Annotated in this window: 30 protein-coding genes; 13 read left to right on the top strand and 17 right to left on the bottom strand. The window is 64.4% G+C overall.

Going from position 1 to position 22,290, the window contains the following annotated elements; all coding sequences use genetic code 11:
* Positions 1-19: 19 nt before the first annotated feature.
* Positions 20-214 (bottom strand): RNA-binding S4 domain-containing protein, encoded by a 195-nt coding sequence (locus tag KBZ14_RS13850; protein ID WP_255118957.1) that lies wholly within the window; start codon positions 212-214, stop codon positions 20-22.
* A 44-nt stretch (positions 215-258) separates the two neighbouring features.
* On the opposite strand from KBZ14_RS13850, the gene KBZ14_RS13845 reads away from it, so the two are divergent.
* Genes KBZ14_RS13845 through KBZ14_RS13835 form a run of 3 tightly spaced genes read left to right on the top strand, consistent with a single transcriptional unit; the run spans position 259 to position 2,628 of the window.
* The gene (locus tag KBZ14_RS13845) at positions 259-1,995 is read left to right on the top strand and encodes an ABC transporter ATP-binding protein (protein WP_255118930.1); all 1,737 of its coding nucleotides are present in this window, start codon (positions 259-261) and stop codon (positions 1,993-1,995) included.
* 37 nt (positions 1,996-2,032) lie between these two features.
* Positions 2,033-2,374 carry a hypothetical protein gene (locus KBZ14_RS13840; protein WP_255118929.1) on the top strand — a complete coding sequence of 114 codons (342 nt, stop codon included), beginning with the start codon at positions 2,033-2,035 and terminating at the stop codon, positions 2,372-2,374.
* Between the two features lie 26 nt (positions 2,375-2,400).
* The gene (locus tag KBZ14_RS13835; protein WP_255118928.1) at positions 2,401-2,628 is read left to right on the top strand and encodes a DUF6447 family protein; all 228 of its coding nucleotides are present in this window, start codon (positions 2,401-2,403) and stop codon (positions 2,626-2,628) included.
* Positions 2,629-2,639: 11 nt separating this feature from the next.
* Here KBZ14_RS13835 and cysK read toward each other — a convergent pair whose 3' ends face one another.
* On the bottom strand, positions 2,640-3,620 hold the full coding sequence (gene cysK, locus KBZ14_RS13830; RefSeq protein WP_255118927.1) for a cysteine synthase A: 981 nt from the start codon (positions 3,618-3,620) through the stop codon (positions 2,640-2,642).
* A 100-nt stretch (positions 3,621-3,720) separates the two neighbouring features.
* Between cysK and KBZ14_RS13825 the strand changes: the two genes are divergently transcribed.
* On the top strand, positions 3,721-4,224 hold the full coding sequence (locus tag KBZ14_RS13825) for an HdeD family acid-resistance protein (RefSeq protein WP_255118926.1): 504 nt from the start codon (positions 3,721-3,723) through the stop codon (positions 4,222-4,224).
* A gap of 2 nt (positions 4,225-4,226) precedes the next feature.
* Here the strand turns inward: KBZ14_RS13825 and KBZ14_RS13820 are convergent, their stop codons facing one another.
* Complete coding sequence (locus KBZ14_RS13820; RefSeq protein ID WP_255118925.1) at positions 4,227-4,505, bottom strand: hypothetical protein; 279 nt, start codon at positions 4,503-4,505, stop codon at positions 4,227-4,229.
* A 59-nt stretch (positions 4,506-4,564) separates the two neighbouring features.
* On the opposite strand from KBZ14_RS13820, the gene KBZ14_RS13815 reads away from it, so the two are divergent.
* On the top strand, positions 4,565-5,794 hold the full coding sequence (locus KBZ14_RS13815) for an FAD-dependent oxidoreductase (RefSeq protein ID WP_255118924.1): 1,230 nt from the start codon (positions 4,565-4,567) through the stop codon (positions 5,792-5,794).
* On the opposite strand, the gene KBZ14_RS13810 is transcribed toward KBZ14_RS13815, so the two are convergent.
* The 8 genes from KBZ14_RS13810 to KBZ14_RS13775 all read right to left on the bottom strand — a co-directional run bounded on the left by KBZ14_RS13810 (position 5,777) and on the right by KBZ14_RS13775 (position 11,996).
* Positions 5,777-5,950, bottom strand: coding sequence for a hypothetical protein (locus tag KBZ14_RS13810; protein ID WP_255118923.1), 174 nt, complete (start codon positions 5,948-5,950; stop codon positions 5,777-5,779). The two genes, KBZ14_RS13815 and KBZ14_RS13810, sit on opposite strands and share 18 nt — an antisense overlap.
* Positions 5,951-5,998: 48 nt before the next feature.
* Entirely contained in the window at positions 5,999-6,163 is a 165-nt protein-coding gene (locus KBZ14_RS13805; protein ID WP_255118922.1) for a hypothetical protein, read from the bottom strand.
* 224 nt (positions 6,164-6,387) lie between these two features.
* Positions 6,388-8,556, bottom strand: coding sequence for a glutamine synthetase III family protein (locus tag KBZ14_RS13800; RefSeq protein WP_255118921.1), 2,169 nt, complete (start codon positions 8,554-8,556; stop codon positions 6,388-6,390).
* Positions 8,557-8,637: 81 nt separating this feature from the next.
* The gene (locus KBZ14_RS13795) at positions 8,638-8,850 is read right to left on the bottom strand and encodes a hypothetical protein (RefSeq protein WP_255118920.1); all 213 of its coding nucleotides are present in this window, start codon (positions 8,848-8,850) and stop codon (positions 8,638-8,640) included.
* A 165-nt stretch (positions 8,851-9,015) separates the two neighbouring features.
* Positions 9,016-9,297 (bottom strand): hypothetical protein, encoded by a 282-nt coding sequence (locus KBZ14_RS13790; RefSeq protein ID WP_255118919.1) that lies wholly within the window; start codon positions 9,295-9,297, stop codon positions 9,016-9,018.
* Between the two features lie 71 nt (positions 9,298-9,368).
* Positions 9,369-10,112 carry a pirin family protein gene (locus tag KBZ14_RS13785; RefSeq protein ID WP_255118918.1) on the bottom strand — a complete coding sequence of 248 codons (744 nt, stop codon included), beginning with the start codon at positions 10,110-10,112 and terminating at the stop codon, positions 9,369-9,371.
* Positions 10,109-10,636, bottom strand: coding sequence for an NADPH-dependent FMN reductase (locus tag KBZ14_RS13780; protein WP_255118917.1), 528 nt, complete (start codon positions 10,634-10,636; stop codon positions 10,109-10,111). The genes KBZ14_RS13785 and KBZ14_RS13780 overlap by 4 nt, the downstream gene beginning before the upstream one ends.
* A 124-nt stretch (positions 10,637-10,760) precedes the next feature.
* Entirely contained in the window at positions 10,761-11,996 is a 1,236-nt protein-coding gene (locus KBZ14_RS13775) for an NAD(P)/FAD-dependent oxidoreductase (protein ID WP_255118916.1), read from the bottom strand.
* 171 nt (positions 11,997-12,167) lie between these two features.
* Between KBZ14_RS13775 and KBZ14_RS15770 the strand changes: the two genes are divergently transcribed.
* The 5 genes from KBZ14_RS15770 (at position 12,168) to KBZ14_RS13745 (ending at position 15,654) form a co-directional block, all read left to right on the top strand.
* The gene (locus KBZ14_RS15770) at positions 12,168-12,881 is read left to right on the top strand and encodes a rubrerythrin family protein (RefSeq protein WP_261349139.1); all 714 of its coding nucleotides are present in this window, start codon (positions 12,168-12,170) and stop codon (positions 12,879-12,881) included.
* A 73-nt stretch (positions 12,882-12,954) separates the two neighbouring features.
* Positions 12,955-13,128: a hypothetical protein gene (locus KBZ14_RS13760; protein WP_255118915.1), complete on the top strand. Its 174-nt coding sequence runs from the start codon at positions 12,955-12,957 to the stop codon at positions 13,126-13,128.
* Between the two features lie 82 nt (positions 13,129-13,210).
* Positions 13,211-13,690 carry a hypothetical protein gene (locus KBZ14_RS13755; protein WP_255118914.1) on the top strand — a complete coding sequence of 160 codons (480 nt, stop codon included), beginning with the start codon at positions 13,211-13,213 and terminating at the stop codon, positions 13,688-13,690.
* Between the two features lie 88 nt (positions 13,691-13,778).
* Entirely contained in the window at positions 13,779-14,498 is a 720-nt protein-coding gene (locus KBZ14_RS13750) for a response regulator transcription factor (RefSeq protein ID WP_255118913.1), read from the top strand.
* Positions 14,499-14,502: 4 nt separating this feature from the next.
* Entirely contained in the window at positions 14,503-15,654 is a 1,152-nt protein-coding gene (locus tag KBZ14_RS13745) for a sensor histidine kinase (protein ID WP_255118912.1), read from the top strand.
* Here KBZ14_RS13745 and ptrA read toward each other — a convergent pair.
* The 6 genes from ptrA to KBZ14_RS13715 form a co-directional block, all read right to left on the bottom strand.
* Positions 15,651-16,271 carry a Crp/Fnr family transcriptional regulator PtrA gene (ptrA, locus tag KBZ14_RS13740; protein ID WP_255118911.1) on the bottom strand — a complete coding sequence of 207 codons (621 nt, stop codon included), beginning with the start codon at positions 16,269-16,271 and terminating at the stop codon, positions 15,651-15,653. The genes KBZ14_RS13745 and ptrA overlap by 4 nt on opposite strands.
* A gap of 90 nt (positions 16,272-16,361) precedes the next feature.
* A complete protein-coding gene (locus tag KBZ14_RS13735) occupies positions 16,362-17,039 on the bottom strand; it encodes a hypothetical protein (RefSeq protein ID WP_255118910.1) in 678 nt (225 codons plus the stop codon).
* A complete protein-coding gene (locus KBZ14_RS13730; protein ID WP_255118909.1) occupies positions 17,014-17,358 on the bottom strand; it encodes an ExbD/TolR family protein in 345 nt (114 codons plus the stop codon). Before KBZ14_RS13730 ends, KBZ14_RS13735 begins: the two co-directional genes overlap by 26 nt.
* The gene (locus tag KBZ14_RS13725; RefSeq protein WP_255118908.1) at positions 17,355-17,717 is read right to left on the bottom strand and encodes a hypothetical protein; all 363 of its coding nucleotides are present in this window, start codon (positions 17,715-17,717) and stop codon (positions 17,355-17,357) included. The genes KBZ14_RS13730 and KBZ14_RS13725 overlap by 4 nt, the downstream gene beginning before the upstream one ends.
* Positions 17,714-18,208, bottom strand: a complete 495-nt coding sequence (locus KBZ14_RS13720; protein ID WP_255118907.1) for a MotA/TolQ/ExbB proton channel family protein — start codon at positions 18,206-18,208, stop codon at positions 17,714-17,716. The genes KBZ14_RS13725 and KBZ14_RS13720 overlap by 4 nt, the downstream gene beginning before the upstream one ends.
* A gap of 91 nt (positions 18,209-18,299) precedes the next feature.
* Positions 18,300-19,193, bottom strand: coding sequence for a CHAD domain-containing protein (locus tag KBZ14_RS13715; RefSeq protein WP_255118906.1), 894 nt, complete (start codon positions 19,191-19,193; stop codon positions 18,300-18,302).
* A gap of 129 nt (positions 19,194-19,322) precedes the next feature.
* Here KBZ14_RS13715 and KBZ14_RS13710 point away from each other — a divergent pair, with 129 nt between their 5' ends.
* The 3 genes from KBZ14_RS13710 to KBZ14_RS13700 form a co-directional block, all read left to right on the top strand.
* Entirely contained in the window at positions 19,323-19,541 is a 219-nt protein-coding gene (locus KBZ14_RS13710; protein WP_255118905.1) for a hypothetical protein, read from the top strand.
* Positions 19,542-20,095: 554 nt separating this feature from the next.
* A complete protein-coding gene (gene corA, locus KBZ14_RS13705) occupies positions 20,096-20,965 on the top strand; it encodes a magnesium/cobalt transporter CorA (RefSeq protein WP_399219661.1) in 870 nt (289 codons plus the stop codon).
* Positions 20,928-22,290 (top strand): polyphosphate kinase (locus tag KBZ14_RS13700; protein WP_315856153.1); only part of this gene is annotated, 1,363 nt, incomplete at its 3' end. The genes corA and KBZ14_RS13700, both read left to right, overlap by 38 nt.

Raw genomic sequence — 22,290 nt, 5'->3', positions numbered from 1 at the left:
AACCTAGAGGCTGACCCGATCAGGGCTGATCGAGGCGCTCCGGCACGACAAAGGTGCCGCCGAAGAGCTCCACCCGATCACCTGGCTTGAGCTTGCGGCCCCGGCGGGTTTCCTGGAAGCCGTTCACCCGCACCTCACCGATCTGGATGCGTTGCTTGGCCTCGCCGCCAGTGCCCACAAGGCCCTGCCATTTGAGGAATTGATCGAGGCGGATGGGCTCAGGAGCGTCGGCCAAAAAAGCGCTGATAGCTTGCCCCGATGCTCGCACCCCCCTCGGCCGGCTTCCGGCGTTTGCTGCCACTGCTGCAGCCCCACCGCCGCACACTGCTGGCGGGCGGCCTGTGCATGCTCGTGTTTGTGGTCTGCTGGCCGTTGCTGGCCTGGCTAGCGGGTCAGCTGATCCCCGCCATCGGGGCCGGTGATTTCGGCCAGGTGCTGCGGGTGATCGGCCTGGCCCTCGCGGTGTTCATGCTGCAAAAACTGGCCCAATTCGGCCAGGACACGCTGCTGGCGGATCCCGCCCTGCAGGTGAGCCAGGAACTGCGACGCCGGCTGTTTGCCCGGCTGCAGCGCCTGGAGTTCGGGGCCCTCGAGAAACTCTCCGCCGGCGATCTCACCTACCGCCTCACCGAGGACGCCGACCGCGTGGGCGAGGTGATCTACAAGACCATTCAGGACACCACACCCTCCGCCCTGCAGCTGGTGGTGGTGTTCGGCTACATGGTGTGGCTGGACTGGAAGCTGTCGCTGGGGACGCTGCTACTGGCCCCCTTGGTGGCGGTGTTGGTGAGTGTGTTCGGCGCCAAGGTGATGGGCGCGGCTGAACGCAGCCAGAAGCAGGTGAGTGAGTTGGCCTCGCTGCTGGGGGAAGCCATTGGCGGCCTGCCCCTGGTGCGCGCCTTTGCGGCGGAACCCTGGCTGCAGCAGCGCTTTGAAACCGAGATCGACCTGCACCGCAGGGCCCGCTATCGCACCCAGCGCCTGCTGGCCCTGCAGTATCCGGTGGTGGGATTCCTGGAAGCGGCAGGCATCCTGGCGGTGCTGCTCATGGGCGCCGCCCGCATCCAGAGCGGCGACCTCAACGGCCAGGGCTTCAGCAGCTATGTGGCCGCTCTGCTGATGCTGATTGACCCCATCAGCCACCTCACGACCAACTTCAATGAGTTCCAGCAGGGCCAGGCCTCGCTGCGGCGCTTGCGGGAGATCGAACAGGAGGCCGTCGAACCACCGGACCGCGCCGGAGCCCATTCCCTCGGCCAGGTGCAGGGTGAGCTGGTGCTGGAGGATGTGAGCTTCGGCTACGACCCCGCCCAGCCGGTGTTGAAGCAGCTCAGACTGCGGGTGGCGCCGGGCCAGGTGGTGGCCCTCGTGGGGCCATCCGGAGCTGGCAAAAGCACCCTGTTCTCCCTGCTGCTGCGCTTCAACAGTGCCCAGAGCGGCCGGGTCTTGTTGGACGGCCAGGATCTGGCCGACCTCAAGGCCGCGGAATTGCGCAAGGCCGTGGCCCTGGTTCCCCAGCAGAGCAATGTGTTTTCCGGCACGGTGGCCGAGGCGATCGCCTTTGGCCGGCCCGCCAGCCTCGAGCAGATCAAGGAGGCGGCACGGCTGGCCAATGCCGATGGTTTCATCGAGGCCCTGCCGGGTGGATACCACGCACGGGTGGAAGAGCGGGGCAGCAACTTCTCCGGCGGCCAGCTCCAGCGCCTGGCCATCGCCCGGGCCGTGCTGGGCGATCCAGCGGTGATGCTGCTGGATGAAGCCACCAGCGCCCTGGATGCGGAGGCCGAAGCTGCGGTGCAACGGGGCCTGGATCAGGCCATGGCTGGCCGCACGGTGCTGGTGATCGCCCACCGCCTGGCCACCGTTCAGGAGGCCGATTCGATTGTTGTGCTCGAGAACGGCATGGTGGTGGACCAGGGCAACCACGACCTCCTGATCGGCAGACCCGGCCGCTACCGCGATCTGTGCGAGCGGCAACTGATCCGCGGCGCCTAGCATTGACCAATGTGATAGGCAGGGAGCGGTTGAGCCCATGACCCAGTGGGAATACCGAGTGATCCACATCAACGTGGAGAGCAAGAACCCGCCACAGCCCCCGGATGCCCAAGTGGCCAGTGAACATCTCGGCGGTGCCCTTAGCCCGGAGTTCATTGCCAGAGAATTTCCGGAGCTCTATGGCTCCGGCCAAGCTCAGCGGACGTTCACGCATCCTGCCGAACAGCTTCAATACTTTCTCAACCTGCTGGGCAAGGAGGGCTGGGAGATGACGGAGTCTTCCCAGGTGGGGCGGCTGCTGATGTTCTTCTTCAAACGGCCGCTACGGCCTCTGCCCAAGTTGATCGCCGCCGGAGACGAGGCCACCAAGGCGCCTTAACCTGAAGCTGAAACACGTTTGTCGTCGTGACCGACTCCGCAGCCCAGCAACCCCCCGTGCTCACCTTCGAAGGCAAGCGCTACGACCTCAACACCCTGCCCGACGAGCTCAAAGAACTGGTTCGTGGCATGCAGGTGGCCGATGCCCAACTGCGCATGCACGAAGACACCCTGAAAGTGCTGGCCGTCGGCCGCCAGTCCATGGCCATGCAACTCAATGATCGGCTCCAGAGCATCACCCCTCTGCCGGACTGAGCCCCTGCGGCTCAGCCCATGGGCAGGCCCCGCTCGTTGAACATGCCCTCAAACAGCACCGAGCTGAGATAGCGCTCGCCGGAATCCGGCAGCACCACCACGATGGTCTTGCCGGCCATGGCCTCTTCCTGGGCCAGGCGCAGGGCCGCCACCGTGGCTGCACCGCAGCTGATGCCGGCCAAGATTCCCTCCTCCTTCATCAGCCGGCGGGCCATGGCCACGGCCTCCTCATCACTCACCTGCTCCACCCGATCCAGCAGACCAAGATCGAGGTTGCCCGGCACGAAACCAGCGCCGATGCCCTGGATCTTGTGGGGCCCTGGCTGAATCGCCTGCCCGCCCTTGGTCTGGCTGATCACGGGGCTGTTGTTGGGCTCTACTGCCACGGACAGCAGCGGCTTGCCCAGGGTGGTCTTGATGTAACGGCTCACCCCGGTGATGGTGCCGCCGGTGCCCACACCCGCCACCAGCACATCCACCTGGCCATCGGTGTCATTCCAGATTTCCGGGCCGGTGGTGTCGTGGTGAATCTGGGGATTGGCAGGATTCACGAATTGCTGCAGCAGCACATAACGATCGCGATCACTGGCCGCAATCTCCTTGGCCCGGTTCACGGCACCGGTCATCCCCAGCCGGCCCTCGGTGAGCTCAAGCCTGGCGCCGTAGGCCGTGAGCAACTTGCGCCGCTCCAGGCTCATGGTTTCCGGCATGGTGAGCGTGAGGGGGATGCCCTTGGCGGCAGCCACAAAGGCCAGCGCAATGCCGGTGTTGCCGCTGGTGGGCTCGATGATTTCCTTGCCAGGGCCCAGCAGGCCATCCCGTTCGGCGGCCGCGATCATGGCTGCACCAATGCGGCACTTCACCGAATAGGCCGGGTTACGACCCTCGATCTTGGCCAGCACCCGCGCTTTGGCTCCCTCGGTGACCCGATGGAGTTCCACCAGCGGAGTGCGGCCAATCGTGAGGCTGTTGTCGCTGAAGATCGCGGCCATCGAGCTGGGGGCAACGGAATCAGAACTGCAGGCACCCTAGGGAGGGCACAGCCCAGGAGCCAACAACCCCCCTAATCTGTGGGCCAATTGTGTTCTCGGCATGAACCCCAACACGCTGCGCTGGATCACTGCCGTTCTGCTGTTCCTGGCGGCGGCCACCTCCATCGCCCTGCCGTTCCTCTCCGCCACAGCCCTCACCCTCAGCATCGGCGTGATCGCTGCCGTGGCTGGTGTGAGCCAACTGCTGCGCATCGGCCAGGCAGAGGGCAGCAAGGGCAAGGTGTTCCGTGCCCTCTCCGGCCTCTTCTATCTGGTGGCCGGCATCTGGGTGGTGGCCTACCCGGTGGAGAGTGAAGTAAGCCTCACCCTGTTCGTGGGTCTGCTGCTGATCTTCGAAGGGGTGATGGAACTGGCCGCAGCAGCAGCCAGCCAGGCAGAAGCCCGGGGCTTGGTGCTGGCCGATGGCGTGGTCACCGCGGTGTTGGGTGGCTTGCTCGTGGCCGAGTGGCCCAGCGACAGCCTCTGGGCCGTGGGCACCTTGTTCGGGATCTCCCTGTTCTTCTCCGGCGTGCGGCTGGTGAGCACCCCAACCCCCGAAGCTTGAGCTCAGAGCAGCTTCACCACATCCACGGGCTGGCCATACACCGCTGTGATCTGCCTAGCGGCCGCCACGGCCCGCTCGTGGGTGCGAAAAGTCCAGGCCTGCTGGGCATCGGCCACCTGTTCGATGTGCTCATCGCCTCCGGCCACGCCCAGGAACACCCGGTCACCCGGAGAACACAGGGCATAGCGCTCGGGCTGGGCACCCCCGCCACCGTGGTGGGCGTCGATCCAGGGACGCCAGAGGTTCATCGTCATGGCCAACCGTTCACGGGTCGTTCCCATGGAGTAGCGACGAAAAGGGCGCTGCGGGAACGAAACCTTCCAGCACCACAGGCAACTTCATGAACCGGCTGATCGTGGTGGGAGCCGGCCCGGCAGGCCTGAGCCTGGCCCTGCAACTGGCAGAAGCGGGCCTACCGGTGAGTCTGGTGGAAGCCAGCACCTCCTTCAGCCGTCAATTCCGGGGCGACGGCCTGATGCCCTCAGGCCTCGAAGCCCTGGCCCAGATGGGGCTGTGGACTCTGCTGCAGGAGTTGCCCCAACGCCCCCTGGAGAGCTGGAGCATCTGGCTGGAGGGCCGGGAACTGTTCCAGGCTGAGGAGCCCATGGGGGCTCTGCAGCCCTGCCGCCTGGTCTCCCAGGCGGCCCTGCTGGAGGCCATGCTGCAGCGGGCCGTGGCGTTGCCGAATCTCCGCTGGTACCCCGGCCAGGCCGTGCGCGATCTGCTGCACAGCGGCGATCGCATCAGCGGCGTGACCCTGGCCAACGGCCAGACCTTGGCGGGGTCCCTAGTGGTGGGGGCCGATGGGCGCCAGTCGTTGGTGCGCCAACGGGCCGGACTGCACCTGCAAACCTCGAGCCCCGAAATCGATGTGCTGTGGTTTCGGATGCCTGCCCCACCCCGCCTGCTGCTCCACAACTGTTTCCTGACCCTGGTGGCCGGCGGCCACATCGCCAGCGCGTTTGTGGCCCCCAACGGTGAGCTGCAACTGGGCTGGGTGCAGCAACACCCCGGTGAGCCGCTGGCACCGGGTGAATCCTGGGTGGAGGCCTTCGCCGCCCTCGCGCCCGCCTGGCTGGCGGAGCACCTCCGCGCCCAGGCACCCGCGCTGCAGGGCCCCATCCGCCTGGGTGTCCAGGTGGGATTGGCCCCCCGGTGGCACCGGCCGGGCCTGTTGCTGTTGGGCGATGCGGCCCATCCGATGAGCCCGATACGGGCCCAGGGGATCAACATGGCCCTACGCGACAGCTGCGTAGCCGCCCGTGAGTTGATCAGCCTGTGGCGGGCGAACACCGCAGCAGGCGCTCATGCCGCACCCGGAGCTGCGGCCCTGGATCGCACCTTGGAGCGGATTCAGGCCCTGCGCCAACCGGAGATCAGGGCGATGCAACGGCTCCAACGGGCGGAAGCACGCCAGGGCCACCTGATTGCCAGCCAGCCCCTGCTGCGCCACGCCCTGGCCTCCATGGCTTTTGCGGCCGGGCCGCTGGCCTGCTGGAGCTGGATACGCCGCCAACAGCCCCTGCGCCTGGGCCTGAGCGGAAGCCTGCCTTCAGCGGTGCTCCGCTGATCCCTCAGGGGGATCAAGCTGGGCCGAGAGCAGCTCCACCAGCACTTCTGCCAGACAACGACCCGAACGATCAGCCCGCTGCTCCAACTGCTCGATCATCTCAACCGGCAACTCCAGCTCGAGCCGCCGAGGGAACAGGCTGGAATCAAACTCCATCATGAGCTGGAACAACCACCAAGCAAGACCTTCAGGCAGCGATCAAGATCAGCTCTTTTTCGAGGTGACATCTAGGTCGTAAGCACCTTTATGCCTCAGGTAAAAACGAACAGCTTCGGCAAGAATGGAACCAAGACTCTTGCCCTCGAGGATGCCCAAGAGCTTCAGCGCCCGATGATCTTCATCGGGCACCGCAATGGTAATGCGGGGCATTGAGGGGCAATAACTCGTATTGCCATGATATCCCTTCATCGCCAAACACTGAAAGAATGCACTGCATTTGCACTAATGCATAAAAGCAGCATTTCTATCTCGTCAACTCATCATGACCTGCGGGGCTTTCAATGGCAAAGGCATTGGAATGCAGGCAATAAAAAAGCACCAGCCAAAGCTGGTGCCCTATGCAGCTGCAGCGCAGCCTTTCTCCTGAAGGGCGATCAGCGCACGAAGAGCATCTCCTGGTAGGTGGGGAAGGGCCAGGCGGTGTCATCCACCAGCACCTCGAGGCCATCCACGGCGGCGCGCAGCTCACCCATCAACGGCATCAGCTGGTCGGCGCAGTGGCGCATGTGGGCGCTGGCACCGTGGGGAGCTGAACCAAGGGCGGTTTCCAGGGCAGTGGCGCGATCCAGAACTTGCCGGTTGAGGGCGGCAATCTGCTGGGCCACGTCGCGGGAGGGCGACAGGCCAATCGACTCCTGCTCCTGCAGGGATCCGGCCAGCTCGCCGAGGTAGGTGGTGACAGCGGGATACACCTGAGTGCGGGCCATGCGCAGGGCTAACTTGGCCTCCACTTCAATCGCCAGGCAGTACTGCTCGGCGTACACCTCGAAGCGGCTTTCCAGCTCCACCGGGCTCAGCACGCTGTGGCGGGCGAACAGATCCCGCACCTCCGGGCGCTGGAGCACGGGCAGGGCGTCAGCACTGGTGCGCAGGTTCTCAAGGCCACGCTCGTGCACAGCCTTGTGGTGCCACTCGCTGGAATAGCCATCACCGCCGAAGATCACGTTGCCGTGGTCTTGGGTGATCTTCTGCAACACGGCGAAGGCCGCCGATTCCACGCTTTCACCGGCCGCCAGACGGCCCTCCAGCTGATCAGCCATCCAGCCCAGAGAGTCCGCCAGGATCGTGTTCAGAGCCACCAGCGGACCAGCCACCGACTGACCAGAGCCCACGGCACGGAACTCAAAACGATTGCCGGTGAAGGCGAAGGGGGAGGTGCGGTTGCGATCGCCGGCGTCCTTGGGGAATTCCGGCAGGCTGTCTACGCCAAGGCGCATCACGCCGCCGCTGGCGGAGCTCTTCAGCTCACCGGCCTTGATCTGGTTGAACACGTCCTCGAGCTGGCTGCCGAGGTACATGGAAATAATCGCCGGAGGGGCCTCGTTGGCACCCAAGCGATGGTCGTTGCTGGCGGTGGCGATCACAGCCCGCAGCAGGGGGCCGTATTGATGCACACCCCGGATCACACCGCCGCAGAACAGCAGGAACTGCATGTTCTCGTGGGGAGTATTGCCGGGATCCAGCAGGTTGCCCTGGGTGCTGTTGCCGATCGACCAGTTCACATGCTTACCGCTGCCGTTCACGCCGGCGAAGGGCTTCTCGTGCAGCAGGCAGGTGAAGCCGTGGCGCTTGGCGGTGCTCTTCAGCACCGTCATGATCAATTGCTGGTGATCGGTGGCCACATTGGCGGCCTCGTACACCGGCGCAATCTCGAACTGGCCTGGAGCCACCTCGTTGTGGCGGGTCTTGGCCGGCACCCCCAGGCGGTAGAGCTGATCCTCCACGTCCTGCATGAACACCTGGACGCGCTCGGGGATGGCGCCGAAGTAGTGGTCATCGAACTGCTGGCCCTTGGCCGGAGGGGCACCAAAGAGGCTGCGACCGGCGAGCTGAAGGTCGGGCCGGAGGGACATGAAGGCGTTGTCCACCAGGAAGTATTCCTGCTCGGCACCGCAACTGGAGTTGATGGGTGCCACCTCCTGGTTGCCCAGGAGCTTGAGCAGGCGCTGGGCCTGGGCATTCACCGCCGCGTTGGAGCGCAGCAGCGGTGTCTTCTTGTCGAGGGCCTCACCGGTCCAGGACACGAACACGGTGGGGATGCAGAGGGTCACCCCATTCGGGGTGCGCATCAGCCAGGCAGGGCTGGTGACATCCCAGGCCGTATAACCACGGGCCTCAAAGGTGGAGCGCAAGCCACCGTTGGGGAAGGAGGAGCCATCGGGCTCGCCCTGCACCAGCAACTTGCCGGTGAACTCGGTGATGGCCCGACCATCGCCCTTGGGCACGATGAAGCCGTCGTGCTTCTCGGCCGTGAGGTTGGTGAGCGGGTAGAAAACGTGGGCGTAATAGAGGGCACCACGGCTGGTGGCCCACTCCTTCATCGCCATGGCCACGGAGTCGGCCACCGAGGGATCGAGCTTGCCGCCCTCGCGGATCGTCTTCTGGATCGACTTGAACACGCTGCGGGGCAGCGCCTCCTTCATCTTGTCGAGGGTGAAGACATCACTGGCCCAGATCTCACTGAGGGCCGGGGCCGGCTGGACGGCCGCAGGCTTGCGACGCTGAATGGTCTGAAGGGCAGCGAAGCGCTCAGGGCTGGGCATTGTGATCAGGATCCAATGGAACTATGGAAGGGCGCCATGGCGCCCTTTTTGGTATCAGCGGATACCAATTTAGAGGCTGACTCAGCCTGGGGGCCGCAGGGTGCGCCAGCAGCCGCTAGCGGTGCTCACCTCCACCCCGATGCCCACGGGTTCAGCGCTCACGTTGGTCAGCCACCAGCTCTGGGCCTCGGCCCAGGCTGCGTCAAGAGAGTCATAGAGATCGTCCAGCACGGGGTGGGGCACCCCCTGCTGATCCACCAGCCGGTACCACCGGGGTGATGAGGCCATCACCATCGCCAACACCTACGAACAGAACAAGGGGTTGAACCTGATCGAAGCCAGGGCCAGGCGCTGTCACAGCGGCTGCCGTTTCGGCATAGACCAATCGATCAGGGCCTGCACCAGCCAGAGCACGCCGTAGCCCTGTCACCGCCGGGGTGGCCAGGGCGAGGGGACGAATCAGGCCTGTTGCAACCGCGGCATCACCTGCCCTGCCGGGCCGGCGTGGCGCAGGGTGCGCCAATCACCCTTCAGGGTGCTCACCTCCACGCCGAACTGCTGGGCCACCACGGTTTGGATGACGCGGGCATCGGCCAGCTGGGGAATCAGACCCTTTGCCTCACACCAACGATGGGCGGCCTCCTGGGCCGCTTCCAACGACTCGAACAGGTCATCGAGCTCAGGGTGGGGCAAGCCCTGGCCATCCAGCAACCGATAGACGCGGGAAGAGCAGTGAGCCATGGGTCAAGGCTGATGCAGGCGAAGGCGTAGGGGCGTCGCCTTCACAACATCTGCAGGTGGGCTGGAGCGCCTCAGCCGAACGCAAACACGAGAAGATCGGCCCCACTGCCAGCAGCGGTGAACGCAACGGGACTGGCTGTAGCGGCAGTCCAACCAAGGCCATCGCCCCGCTGCAGCTGGGCAGGCAGACCCTCGCCCCGCAACGCCCCGCCCCCATCGATCAGCTGCATCCAGGTCTGACAACCTGGTGCAATCGGCAACTCCAGCCGTTCACCGGGCTGGGGCCGGGCCCGCCAAAGGCGCACCGGCCGGTGGATCGCCATGGCGCCGCCAGCCTGATCGGGATCCAGCAGGGGTGTCCAGCCGGGGCCGATGGTGAAGGGTTTCTGCCCGTAGGCCGGGGGAATGCCGGTGCTGCTGGGCTCGATCCAGATCTGCAGGAGGCGGCAGGCCTGGTCGCCCTCGTTGATCTCGCTATGCACCACGCCGGTGCCGGCGCTCATGCGCTGCACCTCGCCGGCGCGCAACACCTCGGCATGGCCCAGCGAATCGCGGTGGTTGAGCTGGCCCTCCACCATCACCGTGATGATCTCCATGTCGCGGTGGGGGTGCATCCCGAAACCGCGGCCTGGCGCAATGGTGTCGTCGTTGATCACCCGCAGGGGGCCAAAGCCCATCCAGGCCGGGTCGAAGTGGCTGGAAAAGGAAAAGCTGTGCCAGCTGTCGAGCCAGTCCAGCTGGCTATGGAAGCGATCGGCAGCTGGGCGGAACACCAGGCCAGAGGCGGTGGCGGATGCGGGGGTGGCGGTGCTCATGGTTGCGGGGTTAGGAGCTGGTGCAGCCGGGTGATCAGATCGGCGATGGAGTCGTCCTTGGCAGGATGGGTGCCGTTGCTCACCAGCTGGCGGCCCACCACGTGGGCACCGAGATGGGCCAGCTGCAGCCGCAGAGAAGCCATCAAAAGGTGGCCGCCGCCGCCGGAGTGGGTGGCAATCGCTACGGGTCGGCCGTTGAACAGGGCACGGAAGTCATCCCCCTGAACCGACAGCCAGGCGATGGCACTGGTGAGTACCGGTGGAATCGAGCCGTTGTATTCCGGCGCGCAGATCACCCAGCGGGGGGCAGCGGCCAGCCGGGTCTGCAACCCCGCCAGCGCCGGCGGTATGCCAGCGGCCTGGGCCAGCGGCGTGAACAGCGGCAGCGGGATGGCGGTGAGATCCAACACCGCAGCGCTCTGGCCCTGCTGGCGGGCAGCGGCGGCGAAGCGCTCCGCCAGCTGCAGGTTCTGGCCGTTGCTGGCGGCGATCACCAGCACATCGGTGGAGGGGGAAGCACTCATGGCCGTGGATTCAAGCTGGGGTAATCCGGTGTAGCCCGGCAGCGCAAGGGTGATCCCCAGATCCCGCCCCGGGTGGATGACAGCCTCACCGGTCGGGGGCAGAACAGCTGCAGGTGCTGGGGCCCTAGCGGGCCGCCGGCAAGCCGGGGATAAAGCGGCGCTCATGGTCAGCGCCCTTGAGCATGCGGTTCCAGTAGAGCCAGGGCAGCAGATTCACCTTCACCCACCACATGCTCCAGCGCTCCACCGTGGGATCGAGCGGGAAGGAGGGGGTGGGTTCCTGCTTGTAGTTGAACTCGGCCATGATCGTTTTGCCGTAGCCGGTGATCAGCGGGCAGCAGCTGTAGCCGTCGTAGGAGCCACTCCCCTTGCCGCCATCGAGCTGAGCCAGCAGGTTGCTCACCAGCACCGGCGCCTGGCCGCGCACGGCGGCGGCCGTCTTCGAGTTGGGCATGCCACTCACATCGCCAATGGCGAACACGTTGGGGAAGCGCGCGTGCTGCAACGAATACTGATCCACCTCCACAAAGCCTGAGGCAGCCGCCAGGGGGCTCTGGGCCACCACCTCGGGAGCGGCCATGGGCGGCGTCACGTGCAGCAACGCATAGGGGATCACCTCCTCGCGGGGCCCCTCCCCTTCCTTCTTCACGCTGAACACCGCCTCCTTACTGGCGGCGCGCACCTCGGTGAGCACATGGCTGTAGCGGGCATCGATGCCCTTGCGAGCCACCACCTCCCGCAGGGGCGCGGCATAGGTGGGCACCCCAAAAATGCCAGGGGTCGCCGTGGCATAGATCACCGTGCTGCGGGTGGCCAGAGCAGGGTCCCGCTTGATGGCGTCATCGGCCAGATAGGCGATCTTCTGGGGGGCACCCGGGCATTTGATGGGCATGGGCGGGCAGGTGAACACCGCATTGCCGCCCTGAAAATTCTGGATCGCCTCCCAGGTGTAGGCCGCGTGATCCTTGGAGTAGTTGCTGCACACGCCACCCTGACCCAGGGCTTCAGGCAAACCCTTAATGGCGTCCCAGCAGAGCTTCATGCCGGTGGCCACCACCAAGGCGTCGTAGCTGAGCACCTGGCCAGCCGTGGTGGTGACCCTGTTCTGAGCCGGGTCAAAACCGGCAGCGCCCTCGCGAATCCAGGTGACGCCATCGGGAACCAGGCTGGCCTCAGGGCGGCGGGTCTGCTCGAGGCTGAACACCCCGGCACCCACCAGGGTCCAGCCGGGTTGGTAATAGTGATCGGTGGAGGGCTCCAGCAGGGCCAGATCCAGGCCAGGGCGCAAGCGCTTGAGCCGGGCGGCCACGGTGATACCCGCGGCTCCGCCGCCAACGACTAACACCTGGTGATGGCCCATGGCCTACTGCTGCGGCGGTCCTCATCCCTGATTTAGCAACCAGAGCAAGAGAAGACATCCCCATCGCGACTCAGGCCCCGACCGGTCGCAACCCAGCCGCCCGGACCCCACCATCTAACTCATACTCACTCCGACTTGAGTTAGTCTGGCTGCATTGCCACCGCAGGCCCCATGGATCTGTCCAAGCCCAGCACCAGCGCCAACCTCGAGGCCGCCTTCGGCGGCGAGAGCATGGCCAATCGCAAATACCTCTTCTTTGCGGATGTGGCCAAGCAGCTCGGCAACCCCGAGCTGGCGCGGCTGTTCCGCGACACCGCCAACCAGGAAACCGAGCACGCCTTTGCCCACTTCCGCCTCCTGCACCCTGAGTTGGTGATCGCGGATCCCGCCGGCCTCAGCGAGGCCGAGAAGCAAGCGGTGCTGGCCCGCTGCCTGGAGCTGGCCATCGAGGGCGAAACCTACGAGTACACAACGATGTACCCAGAGTTCGCCGCCCAGGCCCAGGCCGATCGCGACAGCGACGCCGCCGCCGAGTTCCACGGCCAGATCGAGGAATCCAAGGAACACGCTGGCATCTTCCGCACCGCCGCCAAAAACTTCGGACTGCTCACCCCGATTGAGCACCATCACGCCGATCGCTACACCGTTGCCCTGCAGGCCCTCCATGGCAACGGCGTTGCCGGCGAGGCCCCGGAGCCCGTGCCTGGCCAGTGGATCTGCAAGGTGTGCTCAATGATCTACGACCCTGCAGCCGGCGACCCGGACTCCGGCATCGCGGCGGGCACCCCGTTTGAGGCCATTCCGGACGATTGGAGCTGCCCGATTTGCGGCACCCGCAAAGCCAACTTCATTCCCTACCGGGAGCCAGAACTGCTGGCGGCCTGACCTCTGATCCCCTAACAACCGGCAGGCACCCAGCGCTGCTTTAGTGTTGGAATCAGGACATGCAGCCATCGGCATGAGCCCAGACACCAACCTCTCGCTCCATCCAGGCCCAGACCAGGCTGGGGCCTCCAGCACCAGCCTCAAGTGGGGCCACGACGGCGAGCTCTCGCCCGTGGATCTCCAGCGGGTGCTGGAGCGCCTCACGGACCCCAGCCTGATCCAATGCCAGCTGGACAACGAGGGGTGAACCGCCAGCCCAGGTCACAACTCCGGAGGGCGAAGCACCCCGTCGGGCCTAACCTGCAAGCTCTGCTGCCTTCGATCCTGCGATGCGTCGTGTTGTTGCCCTAGCCGCCAGCTGTGCCGGCCTGATCGTGGCCCCTGGAGCGAGCTGGGCCGCCCAGCAGTGCACCTTCCTGCAGCCCATCGGCGGTAACGGAAGCACGCCGATCGTGGCCAAATCGGTGGGTGCCGGCAAGGTCATGCCATTCTCCAAGACCAACTGGAACACGGACTTCATCGTGAACCAGCCCTACAGCACCTACAAGTTTTTCTTCACCGCCAACAGTTCCGATCCCAACGCCCAGTACCCGGTGCAGGCGTACATGAAATTCAGCGATGGCAGCAACCTGCAGGTGGTGAACGAGCTGATGAATCCCCCCATCGGCACCGGCAGGATGTTTGGCCCCTTCCCTGCCGTGGCCGGCAAGCAGGCCAGCCAGATGAACTTCAAGGTGGGCGCCAGCAACGATCCGAATGCCCTGGGTTTCAGCTACCGCATCTCGGTGCAGGGCTGCAACGGCTACTGAACCCGGGACGGGGCCAGCTCCGCACCAAAGCGGGCTGGCCTTGCACCACGTATCCCGCGCTACCAGTTAGCCCCTCCAGAATCACCGCATGAGCAAGGTGCCTTCTCCCCCCTCCGGCGCGCGCTTGTTGGTGGTGGAAGACGACGACACCATTCGCGACACCGTGAGCGAGGCCATGGAGCTGGAGGGCTTCACCGTGACGGCTGCCACCAATGGCCAGAGCGCCTGGGATCTGCTCAGGCGTGAACGCTTCGATCTGGTGGTTATGGACCTGATGTTGCCGGGCATGAATGGCCTGGATCTGTGCCGCCAGCTGCGCCAGGAGCCCAACCCACCGCTGATCCTGGTGGTGAGTGCTCGGGACACCGAAACCGATCGGGTGCTCGGCCTCGAGGTGGGCGCCGACGACTACCTGATCAAGCCTTTTGGCATGCGGGAACTGGTGGCTCGCTGCCGTGCGCTGCTGCGCCGCAACCGCAGCCAGGAGCAGGCCCAGGCCGAACAGCGCCACCAAGTGCTTCGCCACGCCGACCTTGAGCTGTTCAGCGGTGAATGCCGCGTCACCCGAGGCGATCAGGAGCTCAAACTCTCGCCCAAGGAGTACAAGCTGCTGGAGCTGTTCCTGCAACAGCCCAAACGGGTGTGGAGTCGCGAGCAGCTGATCGAGGCGGTTTGGGGCATCGACTACATCGGCGACAGCAAAACCGTGGACGTGCACATTCGCTGGTTGCGGGAGAAGATCGAGCTCGACCCCTCCAATCCGGTGCACCTCGTGACGGTGCGTGGCTTCGGCTACCGGTTTGGCTGAGGCCATGGCAGGTAGCGCCCCCCTATCCGTGCTGCTGGCCATGGCCACTGGTGGCTTGCTGGGCTGGCTGGGGCACAGCCGGCATCAACAGCGAACCGAGAGGCAACGTCGCCGAGCGCTGGCCAGAGCGGCACCCGCGACGTTGCCACCGGAGCAGTTACGCCGCTGGATGGAGGATGCACCCCAGGGCTGGCTGGTGATCGCACCGGATCAGACCATCGCCAGCATCAACCCCAGGGCCGAGAAACTGCTTGGGGTGAATCAGGGCCTGGCCCTTCAGGGACAGCCCATCGCACTGCTGCAGCCCTGCGATGAGGTGGAGCACCTGATCGATCTGGCCCGGGATAAAGGCAAGCCCCAGCGGGGCTACTGGCCGGTGGGTGGCGACACCCTGGAGTTGCGGGTGCTGGCTGGCGGCGATGGCTGGGTGGGGGTGTTGCTCCAGGGCGTCGATCCTCTGCAGACCCTGCTCGAGCGGCAGGAGCAATGGGTGAGCGATGTGGCCCACGAATTGAAAACCCCGATCACCGCCCTGATGCTGGTGAGTGAAAGCCTGGCGGACCGATCCGAGGGACAGCAAATGGTGCTGGTGGGACGGCTCCAGAAGGAATTGGGGCGACTGCAGCTGCTCGTGAGTGACCTACTGGATCTCTCGCGGCTGGAGAACACACCGATGGGGGAGGGTCGTGGCAACGGGGCGATCGACCCCCGCGACGTGATCGGCAACGTGTGGACCACGCTGGAACCCCTGGCCAAGGTGCGCAGCGTGGGCTTACAGGTAAGCCCGGGCCGCGAGGCTTCTCGCCTTGCGGCGGTGGATGCGGCGCGGTTGCACCAGGCACTGCTCAACCTGCTCGACAATGCCCTGCGCTACAGCCCAGATGGCACCAACATCGCGGTGAGCATCCACTACCGCGACCGCTGGTGCCAGATCAGTGTGCGGGATCAGGGCCCTGGCCTCAGTGCTACCGATCAGGAACGCCTGTTCCAACGCTTCTATCGCGGCGATCCAGCCCGGGCAAAAGGACCCCGCACCGGCAGTGGGCTAGGGCTCTCGATCGTGCAGCAGATCGCCTTGTGCCACGGGGGCATGGTGCGGGCCAGCAACCATCCCGAAGGCGGGGCGGTGCTGGACCTCCTGCTGCCGCGGGCCTAGACCCGGGGCAGATGGCTCACCACCAGTTGGCGCTGGTCGTCCAGCTGCAGCCAGCCCTCATCCCGCAGCGCCCCCAGGACCCGCGTCACGGTGACCCGGGTGGTGCTCAGGGCACTGGCAATCTCCTGGTGGGTGAAGCGCAGATTCAGGCGCAGCCCCTGGTCACAGGGCTGTCCGTACTCCTCAGCCAGCAACTCCAGAAATCCCCGAACCCGCTCCTCCACCCGGCGCAGACCCAACAGGGAAATCAGGGCCTCCGACTGGCGCATGCGGCTGGCCATGGCCCGCACCAGCGCCATCGCCAGGTGCGGCGTGGACTCCACCTCATCCATCGACAGACAAAGCAGGTCCGTGTCGCACAGGGTGGTGGCCTCATAGAGGTCCACATTGGTGAGGGGCTCGCCAAAGGGCTCGTTGGCACCAGCCAGACCCAGCACCAGGTCGTCGCCGTGTTCAGTGATGCACGTGAGCTTCACCATGCCGCGCACCACCAACCACAGGTGATTGCGGAGCAGGGGCACGGCGCTGCCGGCACCGAGATGAACCAGATCGCGCTTCTGGTAAGTGTCCTCGAGAACAACCCGACAAGACCCTTCACGGGAGGGCGTGAACACCATGGAAGCCACTGTGCGGCGGATGCCCCGGAACTGTATGGAGCACGACTAGACACCAGGCAAAGCGCTGGTAGTCGTCTCATTAAGGTTCGGTTAGGCCGTACCAGCAGGGCGGTTGAGGGGGCTGCGCAACAGCCACACCTGCGGGCCCTGGCGCCAGAACAGCACCACCGCATCGGGCAGCACCAGGGAAAAACCGTGGGGCCTGGCCAAGCCCAGGGGGGCTCGGCCAGGGGCAGGCAGGCGCCGGGCACTGGTGCCAGCTGGCAAGCCCTCAAACGGTGCAGGCAGCGAAGAACTGCGCTGCCACAGGGCCTGGAGCTGCTGCGCTTGGCCAGGGGTGAGCCACAGCTGGCGCCGGCGGATTTCCAAGGAAGCGGCACTCGCCTCAGGCACTGCCGAGCCACTGCCGGGAATCCAGGCCTGGGACATCTCCAGGGCCTGAGCCGGCTCGGTGGGAAGGTCGTTGTCCGCCGTCGACCAGACCCAGCCAGGGGCAGGGGCACCATCGGTGCGCGGGGAGGGGCTAAGCAGCTCAGGCGGGGGCGGCGGGGGCAAGGCATCCAGTGCCGCGATCGTTGGCAGGGCGGAGCGCTGGACGTCGCCCTGGGCCGCGAGCTTGCGACTCAACCTCAACAACTGCGGCGCATCGGCAGCGGTGATGGTGGGGCGAGGCTGCACGGGACGGGGAGGCAATCCCACAAATGCCAACCAGGCGCCGTTCAGAGCCAGGGCGAGCAGCAACTCAGGCCGAAGGAAGTTGAAGCTCAAGCGAAAGACCTCGGTCGTCGAGTTGGTCGATCAGGCGCAGCACCTGCCCCCAGGGGGCCCCGGGGTCGGGAACAAGCCGCAGCCGCTGCCAGCCCGGGCGTGCTGAAGCCCTCCGGACCAGAGCCTGCAGCTGGCTCTCGCTGATGGGCTGGTTCCAGAGGCGCAGGCTGCCATCGGCCTGAACCTGCAGCTGGAGCACGCCCTGCTGCATCGGCCGCAGGGCTAACTGCTGGGGCAACAGCAGGAGGGCCAGCGCCAGGCCAGCAACCGTGACGCCGCAGCCGCCATAAGCAAAGGAAGACCACCATGACGTTCTCATCCCTGATGGGCCAGCTCCAACTGCACGGCGGTGCGGCTGTGGCGGCGTAGCCAGGCCATAGCCTCACTCACCTGGGCCGTGGTGAGGCCAGGAGAGGGCAGAAAGCGGATGCGAAGGGTTGGGCCCTGCTGGCGCAGACGGCGGGCCAACTGAAGCTGGGGCACCGGGGTGCCATTGGCATACCAGACACCGCTGTTGCTTTTGGCCAACACCAGCACAAGGGCCGTGGCCGGGGCCACGGGAAGGCGCAGCGTGGGCTCGGGAGCACCGACCAGCAGCCCAGGCAGAGCCGCCACCGCGGTGAGCACGCTAAGCGCCGCTGCAAGGCTGGGAACCAGAGCAAGCGTGCCGTCGGTCATGGGCGCAGATCCAACTCCTGCACAAGGAACTCAAGGTTCTGCAGCTGCCATTGACGCAGACCGCGGTTCACCTGCCCGGCCACCAGGGCCACCAGCGCAAGCTGCAGACCTAGAACCATGCTCACCAGCACATCTCCGTAGCCCACCAGGGGGGTGGAGGAGGGCAACAGCAGCTGGGGGCCGAGGGCGCGCAGCACGTTCATCAGGCCGAGCACCGTACCCAAAAGGCCCAACATGGGCGCCACCAGCAGGGCGGCTTGAAGGAACGTCTCGCCCTGGGCCATGGCACGCTTGAGGCGGCGAAGCTGGAGGTGGCGCTCAGAGCTCGTAGGGCAGTCCCTCAGGGACTGGCAAGTGCCGCGGAGGCGCTGCTGCGGCTGGCGCCACCACTGCCACCAGAACAGGCAGCGATCGAAGAGCACCGTGGCCACAACAATCGAGACGAGCAACAGGGGCAGGGCAACGGGCCCACAGGCCTGGACAATCGACAACGCTGTTGCTGCGCCACTGGAGCAACCAGACTATGGGCCATTGGCGCGGCCGAACGGTGTTGGCGGCACTTGACAGCAGCCGCACCCGGCTTCAAACCAACCCGCTGACCAACATGGAATACCAGTGGCTGCGGCCCTGGGGGGTTCGCAGATCGGCGGAGAGCTCAAGCCAGTGGCCCCAGGCTTTGGCTTGGGATTCGGCCATCAGGCTGCAGAGGGTGGGCACCACCGCATCGACCTCGGCCTCCAGCTGGTGGGCAAGGGCAACCTGCAGCACCTGCAGATCGTTGAGATCGCCCAGGTGCTCCTGCATGGCCTTGAGACGAACCAGCCAGGGATCCAGGGTGTGCGGAGAAAGTGGTTGCAGGTTGGCCAGGCCATAACGGAGGTTCTTCAGCCGTTTGCGCAGGTCATGCACGGCTTGCAGGCCTTGAGGGTCGCTGGGATCGAGCACGCGCCATCCGGGATGGGCCAGGAGATCAGAAGCCAACGCCAACTTCCAATGGGGCCACCAATCGAGGAGCAACTCGTCCCCCAAGGAGGTGAACTGGGGCTGCCTCAGCCATCCCTGTAGATCAGCCAGCAGGCGGAGATAGCGGCGACCCTGCAGCGTGTCCCGCAGATCAGAAAAGGCGAGCTTGCGCTCGCGGCGCAACTGCTTGAGAACCGGCTTGAGCACAAGGGTTTCCCGCGCGGGCAGCAGGGGCAGGAGCACGTCCTGCAGGCGCGAGCGCAGAACATCCAGGTCTCTGGCCATGCCAAGCCGACGCCCGATCTTGGCAATGTGGCCATCGTCGAGCCGCTCTGGCAGCACGAGGGCCGGGGCGAATTGGCTAAGGGTGCTGCGCACACGACGGAAACGGACCCGCATCTGGTGCAGGGGTTCCGGATCCCGATCGGCGAGCACATCCGCCTGGAGGCCAACGAGCGAACGCACATGCCGCTGTAGCTGCTCCGCCGCAAAATGTCCGCAGGTGGGCAACATGGCCATGGCGCAGGGAGGAAGGACCCTTCACCCACTGTGAACGATCAGAGTCGCGAAGAGTTAACAGCAGGTTATGGGGATCAAGGGAGCATGTGTGCTGCTAGGTTGCAGCGAAGTCTTGAAGTTTGCGTGAAGCTCACCCAGATCAAGGGGGATCATCTGATCTGCCTATCGCAACGGGAAGCCTTAATGCTGTTTGGCGTATTCCAGGCCGGTCTGCTACATGAACCCATGCAAGCCTGCCTGATGAGCAAGCACGAATACAGCAGTTTTTACCATACAATGATGGCAGCACTCGCCCAGGCGGTAGCAGCACCAGACCTGGAAGCAACAAGCCTTCAGGACTGATCAACAGTGAATCTCCAGGGGCGCCGATCAATGGGTCGCCGCTGGTGCAAACCCAGGAGATTGGGTTGGCGAGGGTGGCACCGGCAACCAGTGAAGGCAAGCCATCAACAACGACTGAATCGCCAGGCAAGAGGCAACAGGCGCGAACCAGCTGCGAAACGAGGCCACCACATCTGCTGCGAACACAACCGCAGTCCACACCAGTCCGTGAAGCAACGCTGTCGGGCACAACACAGCAAACCGGTGGTTTGGCCCACCGCAGCCTGGGGATACCCCGTGGCTACGGTTCTCGGGGGATGGTGCAGGTGGAAGAACTCACGATGCTGAGGCCAACGCCAGGATCCCTTGAATCCAGGCGCCTAGAAGAGCGACCCGGAACCATGCCAACAGCCCTCTACCTGGCTGGCGGCCGCGCAGCAAGCGAATGCAGGGTGGTGCTGTTATCACCCAGTGGGGTCGAAGAAAAGCGCGTCAGCACGTTGGCGGAACTGGAAACACTCAAAGCCATGGGCCTACCCCTCTGGGTGCGGCTGACAGGCATGGGCCAACCCCACGTGACCCATGCCCTGTTGAACACACTGGAGGTTCCTGAAGCCTTTCAACCCCTGTTGCTGGAGACCCCCCAGGCCACACGGGTTGATTCCTTGGGGGACGTGATTGCCGTGGTGCTCCACAGGCTTCGATTCTCGCGGGACCCCCTGGAGCTGGAAAGCGACCAGGTGAGCATGGTGCTGATGCGAAACCTGCTGATCTCCATCGAGGAAGCGCCTGGCCAAACCTCTTTTGACTCGTTGCTGGAGTGGCTACAAAACAAAAAACCTGCCGCAGCAGGAGAGGATCTCGATGATCTCCTGCATTACATGGTGGACAACCTGCTGGATGGAATTTTTCCCATGCTGGAGCAGATGGCCAACCGCTTGGACGACCTTGAGGAAGCCGCCCTGCGGGATCCAAAACCAAGAATCCTGGGAAAGGCCTACCAACTACGCAACAATCTGCGGCGGATACGCCAGCAACTGTGGCCATTACGCCATCAAACCCTGCTCTTCCTTCGCCAGAACCAACCGGTGATGGGTCCCGAGGGTCTGCAGGGCTTTAGGGAAATGGCCCAGAATGTGGAGCAGATCTTTGAAAGTTGCGAAATTCTGCGCCATCAGTGCGATGCGGTAACAGAGGCCCACATGGCGAGCACTGGGAACCGGATGAATCAGGTGATGAAAACACTCACCATCGTGTCAACAATTTTTGCGCCACTAACATTCATTGCCGGCATTTACGGCATGAACTTCAAAAACATGCCGGAGCTGGACTGGCATTATGGCTACCTGGCAGCCCTTCTATTGATGGGAATGATCGCCACAATCCAAACCATCTGGTTACGGAAGCGTGGTTGGTTTGAAGACTGGACAGCCACACGACGCTGATGCGGCATTGCAGGCGAGGACAGCAGCCATGAATAATCCAACGGTCCATCGGGAACTGAGCTGGCTCAGGTTCAACCAAAGGGTTCTGGAACTGGCGCGCGACTCCGCAACCAAACTGCTGGAGCAAGCTAAGTTCAGCGCCATCTTCAGCAATAACCTCGATGAGTTTTTCATGGTGCGTGTCGCCTCCTTGAAGTCTCAAGCCGAGGCTGAGCTGGAGCTCCAGAGTGAAAGTGGGCGCAAGGCACTCGCGCGGCTCAATGCGATCCACGAACAGCTCCTGCCCTTACTAGAGGAACAACAGAACCATCTCCAGGAGCAGCTAAAGCCTCAGCTCGCGAAGCAGGGGGTGTTACTCCTCAACTACCAGGATCTGACGCGCCGACAAAAAGACTGGGTGCAGAGCTACTTTCTGACACACATCAGTCCAACCCTACGGCCAAGGGTGGTTGGGCCAAACACACCATGGCCGTTTATCAGCAGTCTCAGCCTCAATATTGTCGCCCTGATCAGCAAACCGGGAAGCCATTGCCAGCAGCTGGCGCGGGTCAAGGTGCCAACGAGAAGTTGTCCACGATTCATACAGATTCCCGCTGAGTTACACGGGGGACGCCAACCAGAACCTGTCGCAATGCTGATTCCACAAGAACAGCTGATCGCGATCAACCTTGGTAGGCTGATTCCAGGGGTAAGGATCCACGCCTGTCACCTGTTCCGCGTGACAAGGGATGCCGACCTGGAATTGGAAGAGCAGGATGGCGATGATCTACTGGAAGCCCTAAAGGAGGGGTTAAGGAAAAGGAGCACAGGGGGCGAGGTGGTTCGGCTGGAAATAGATCAGAGCATGCCCCAGGGCATGGCGTTGGATCTGATGCACAAGATGCACCTGAAACCAACAGACCTGTATGCAGTGAAGGGCCTGCTAGCGGCGGGAGATTTACTGGAACTGATGCGGCTGCCTGTCCCAGATCTGAAAGACAAACCATGGCACGGTGTGACGCCTAAGCCACTCAGACGAGCGCAAAAGAGCCAGCTGGAGGACGGCTCTTTGAATCCCAACACGTTCGAGAGCATCTTCTCGGTGCTGCGCAGGGGCGACGTGCTGCTGCATCACCCCTTCGATCTGTTCGCCACCTCCGTGGAGGAGTTCATCAACCAGGCCGCCGACGACGCCTCGGTACTGGCCATCAAGATGACTCTCTACCGCGTCTCCAAGGACTCTCCGATCATCAAGGCCCTGATCCGCGCTGCCGAAAACGGCAAGCAGGTGATGGCCCTGGTGGAACTCAAGGCCCGCTTCGACGAGGACAACAACATCCAGTGGG

It is taken from the genome of Synechococcus sp. HJ21-Hayes (assembly GCF_024345835.1).
Classification (GTDB): Bacteria; Cyanobacteriota; Cyanobacteriia; order PCC-6307; family Cyanobiaceae; genus Vulcanococcus.
The sequence above is the reverse complement of the archived record's forward strand: the minus strand, read 5'-3'. Positions and strand labels throughout refer to the sequence as shown.

Bases quoted from the DNA above. Each gene is read 5' to 3' on its own strand.
- KBZ14_RS13845 (WP_255118930.1), top strand. From the start codon at position 259: ATGCTCGCACCCCCCTCGGCCGGCTTCCGGCGTTTGCTGCCACTGCTG.
- KBZ14_RS13840 (WP_255118929.1), top strand. From the start codon at position 2,033: ATGACCCAGTGGGAATACCGAGTGATCCACATCAACGTGGAGAGCAAG.
- cysK (WP_255118927.1), bottom strand. From the start codon at position 3,620: ATGGCCGCGATCTTCAGCGACAACAGCCTCACGATTGGCCGCACTCCG.
- KBZ14_RS13825 (WP_255118926.1), top strand. From the start codon at position 3,721: ATGAACCCCAACACGCTGCGCTGGATCACTGCCGTTCTGCTGTTCCTG.
- KBZ14_RS13820 (WP_255118925.1), bottom strand. From the start codon at position 4,505: ATGGGAACGACCCGTGAACGGTTGGCCATGACGATGAACCTCTGGCGT.
- KBZ14_RS13815 (WP_255118924.1), top strand. From the start codon at position 4,565: ATGAACCGGCTGATCGTGGTGGGAGCCGGCCCGGCAGGCCTGAGCCTG.
- KBZ14_RS13810 (WP_255118923.1), bottom strand. From the start codon at position 5,950: ATGGAGTTTGATTCCAGCCTGTTCCCTCGGCGGCTCGAGCTGGAGTTG.
- KBZ14_RS13805 (WP_255118922.1), bottom strand. From the start codon at position 6,163: ATGCCCCGCATTACCATTGCGGTGCCCGATGAAGATCATCGGGCGCTG.
- KBZ14_RS13800 (WP_255118921.1), bottom strand. From the start codon at position 8,556: ATGCCCAGCCCTGAGCGCTTCGCTGCCCTTCAGACCATTCAGCGTCGC.
- KBZ14_RS13795 (WP_255118920.1), bottom strand. From the start codon at position 8,850: ATGGTGATGGCCTCATCACCCCGGTGGTACCGGCTGGTGGATCAGCAG.
- KBZ14_RS13790 (WP_255118919.1), bottom strand. From the start codon at position 9,297: ATGGCTCACTGCTCTTCCCGCGTCTATCGGTTGCTGGATGGCCAGGGC.
- KBZ14_RS13785 (WP_255118918.1), bottom strand. From the start codon at position 10,112: ATGAGCACCGCCACCCCCGCATCCGCCACCGCCTCTGGCCTGGTGTTC.
- KBZ14_RS13780 (WP_255118917.1), bottom strand. From the start codon at position 10,636: ATGAGTGCTTCCCCCTCCACCGATGTGCTGGTGATCGCCGCCAGCAAC.
- KBZ14_RS13775 (WP_255118916.1), bottom strand. From the start codon at position 11,996: ATGGGCCATCACCAGGTGTTAGTCGTTGGCGGCGGAGCCGCGGGTATC.
- KBZ14_RS15770 (WP_261349139.1), top strand. From the start codon at position 12,168: ATGGATCTGTCCAAGCCCAGCACCAGCGCCAACCTCGAGGCCGCCTTC.
- KBZ14_RS13760 (WP_255118915.1), top strand. From the start codon at position 12,955: ATGAGCCCAGACACCAACCTCTCGCTCCATCCAGGCCCAGACCAGGCT.
- KBZ14_RS13755 (WP_255118914.1), top strand. From the start codon at position 13,211: ATGCGTCGTGTTGTTGCCCTAGCCGCCAGCTGTGCCGGCCTGATCGTG.
- KBZ14_RS13750 (WP_255118913.1), top strand. From the start codon at position 13,779: ATGAGCAAGGTGCCTTCTCCCCCCTCCGGCGCGCGCTTGTTGGTGGTG.
- KBZ14_RS13745 (WP_255118912.1), top strand. From the start codon at position 14,503: ATGGCAGGTAGCGCCCCCCTATCCGTGCTGCTGGCCATGGCCACTGGT.
- ptrA (WP_255118911.1), bottom strand. From the start codon at position 16,271: ATGGTGTTCACGCCCTCCCGTGAAGGGTCTTGTCGGGTTGTTCTCGAG.
- KBZ14_RS13730 (WP_255118909.1), bottom strand. From the start codon at position 17,358: ATGAGAACGTCATGGTGGTCTTCCTTTGCTTATGGCGGCTGCGGCGTC.
- KBZ14_RS13725 (WP_255118908.1), bottom strand. From the start codon at position 17,717: ATGACCGACGGCACGCTTGCTCTGGTTCCCAGCCTTGCAGCGGCGCTT.
- KBZ14_RS13715 (WP_255118906.1), bottom strand. From the start codon at position 19,193: ATGTTGCCCACCTGCGGACATTTTGCGGCGGAGCAGCTACAGCGGCAT.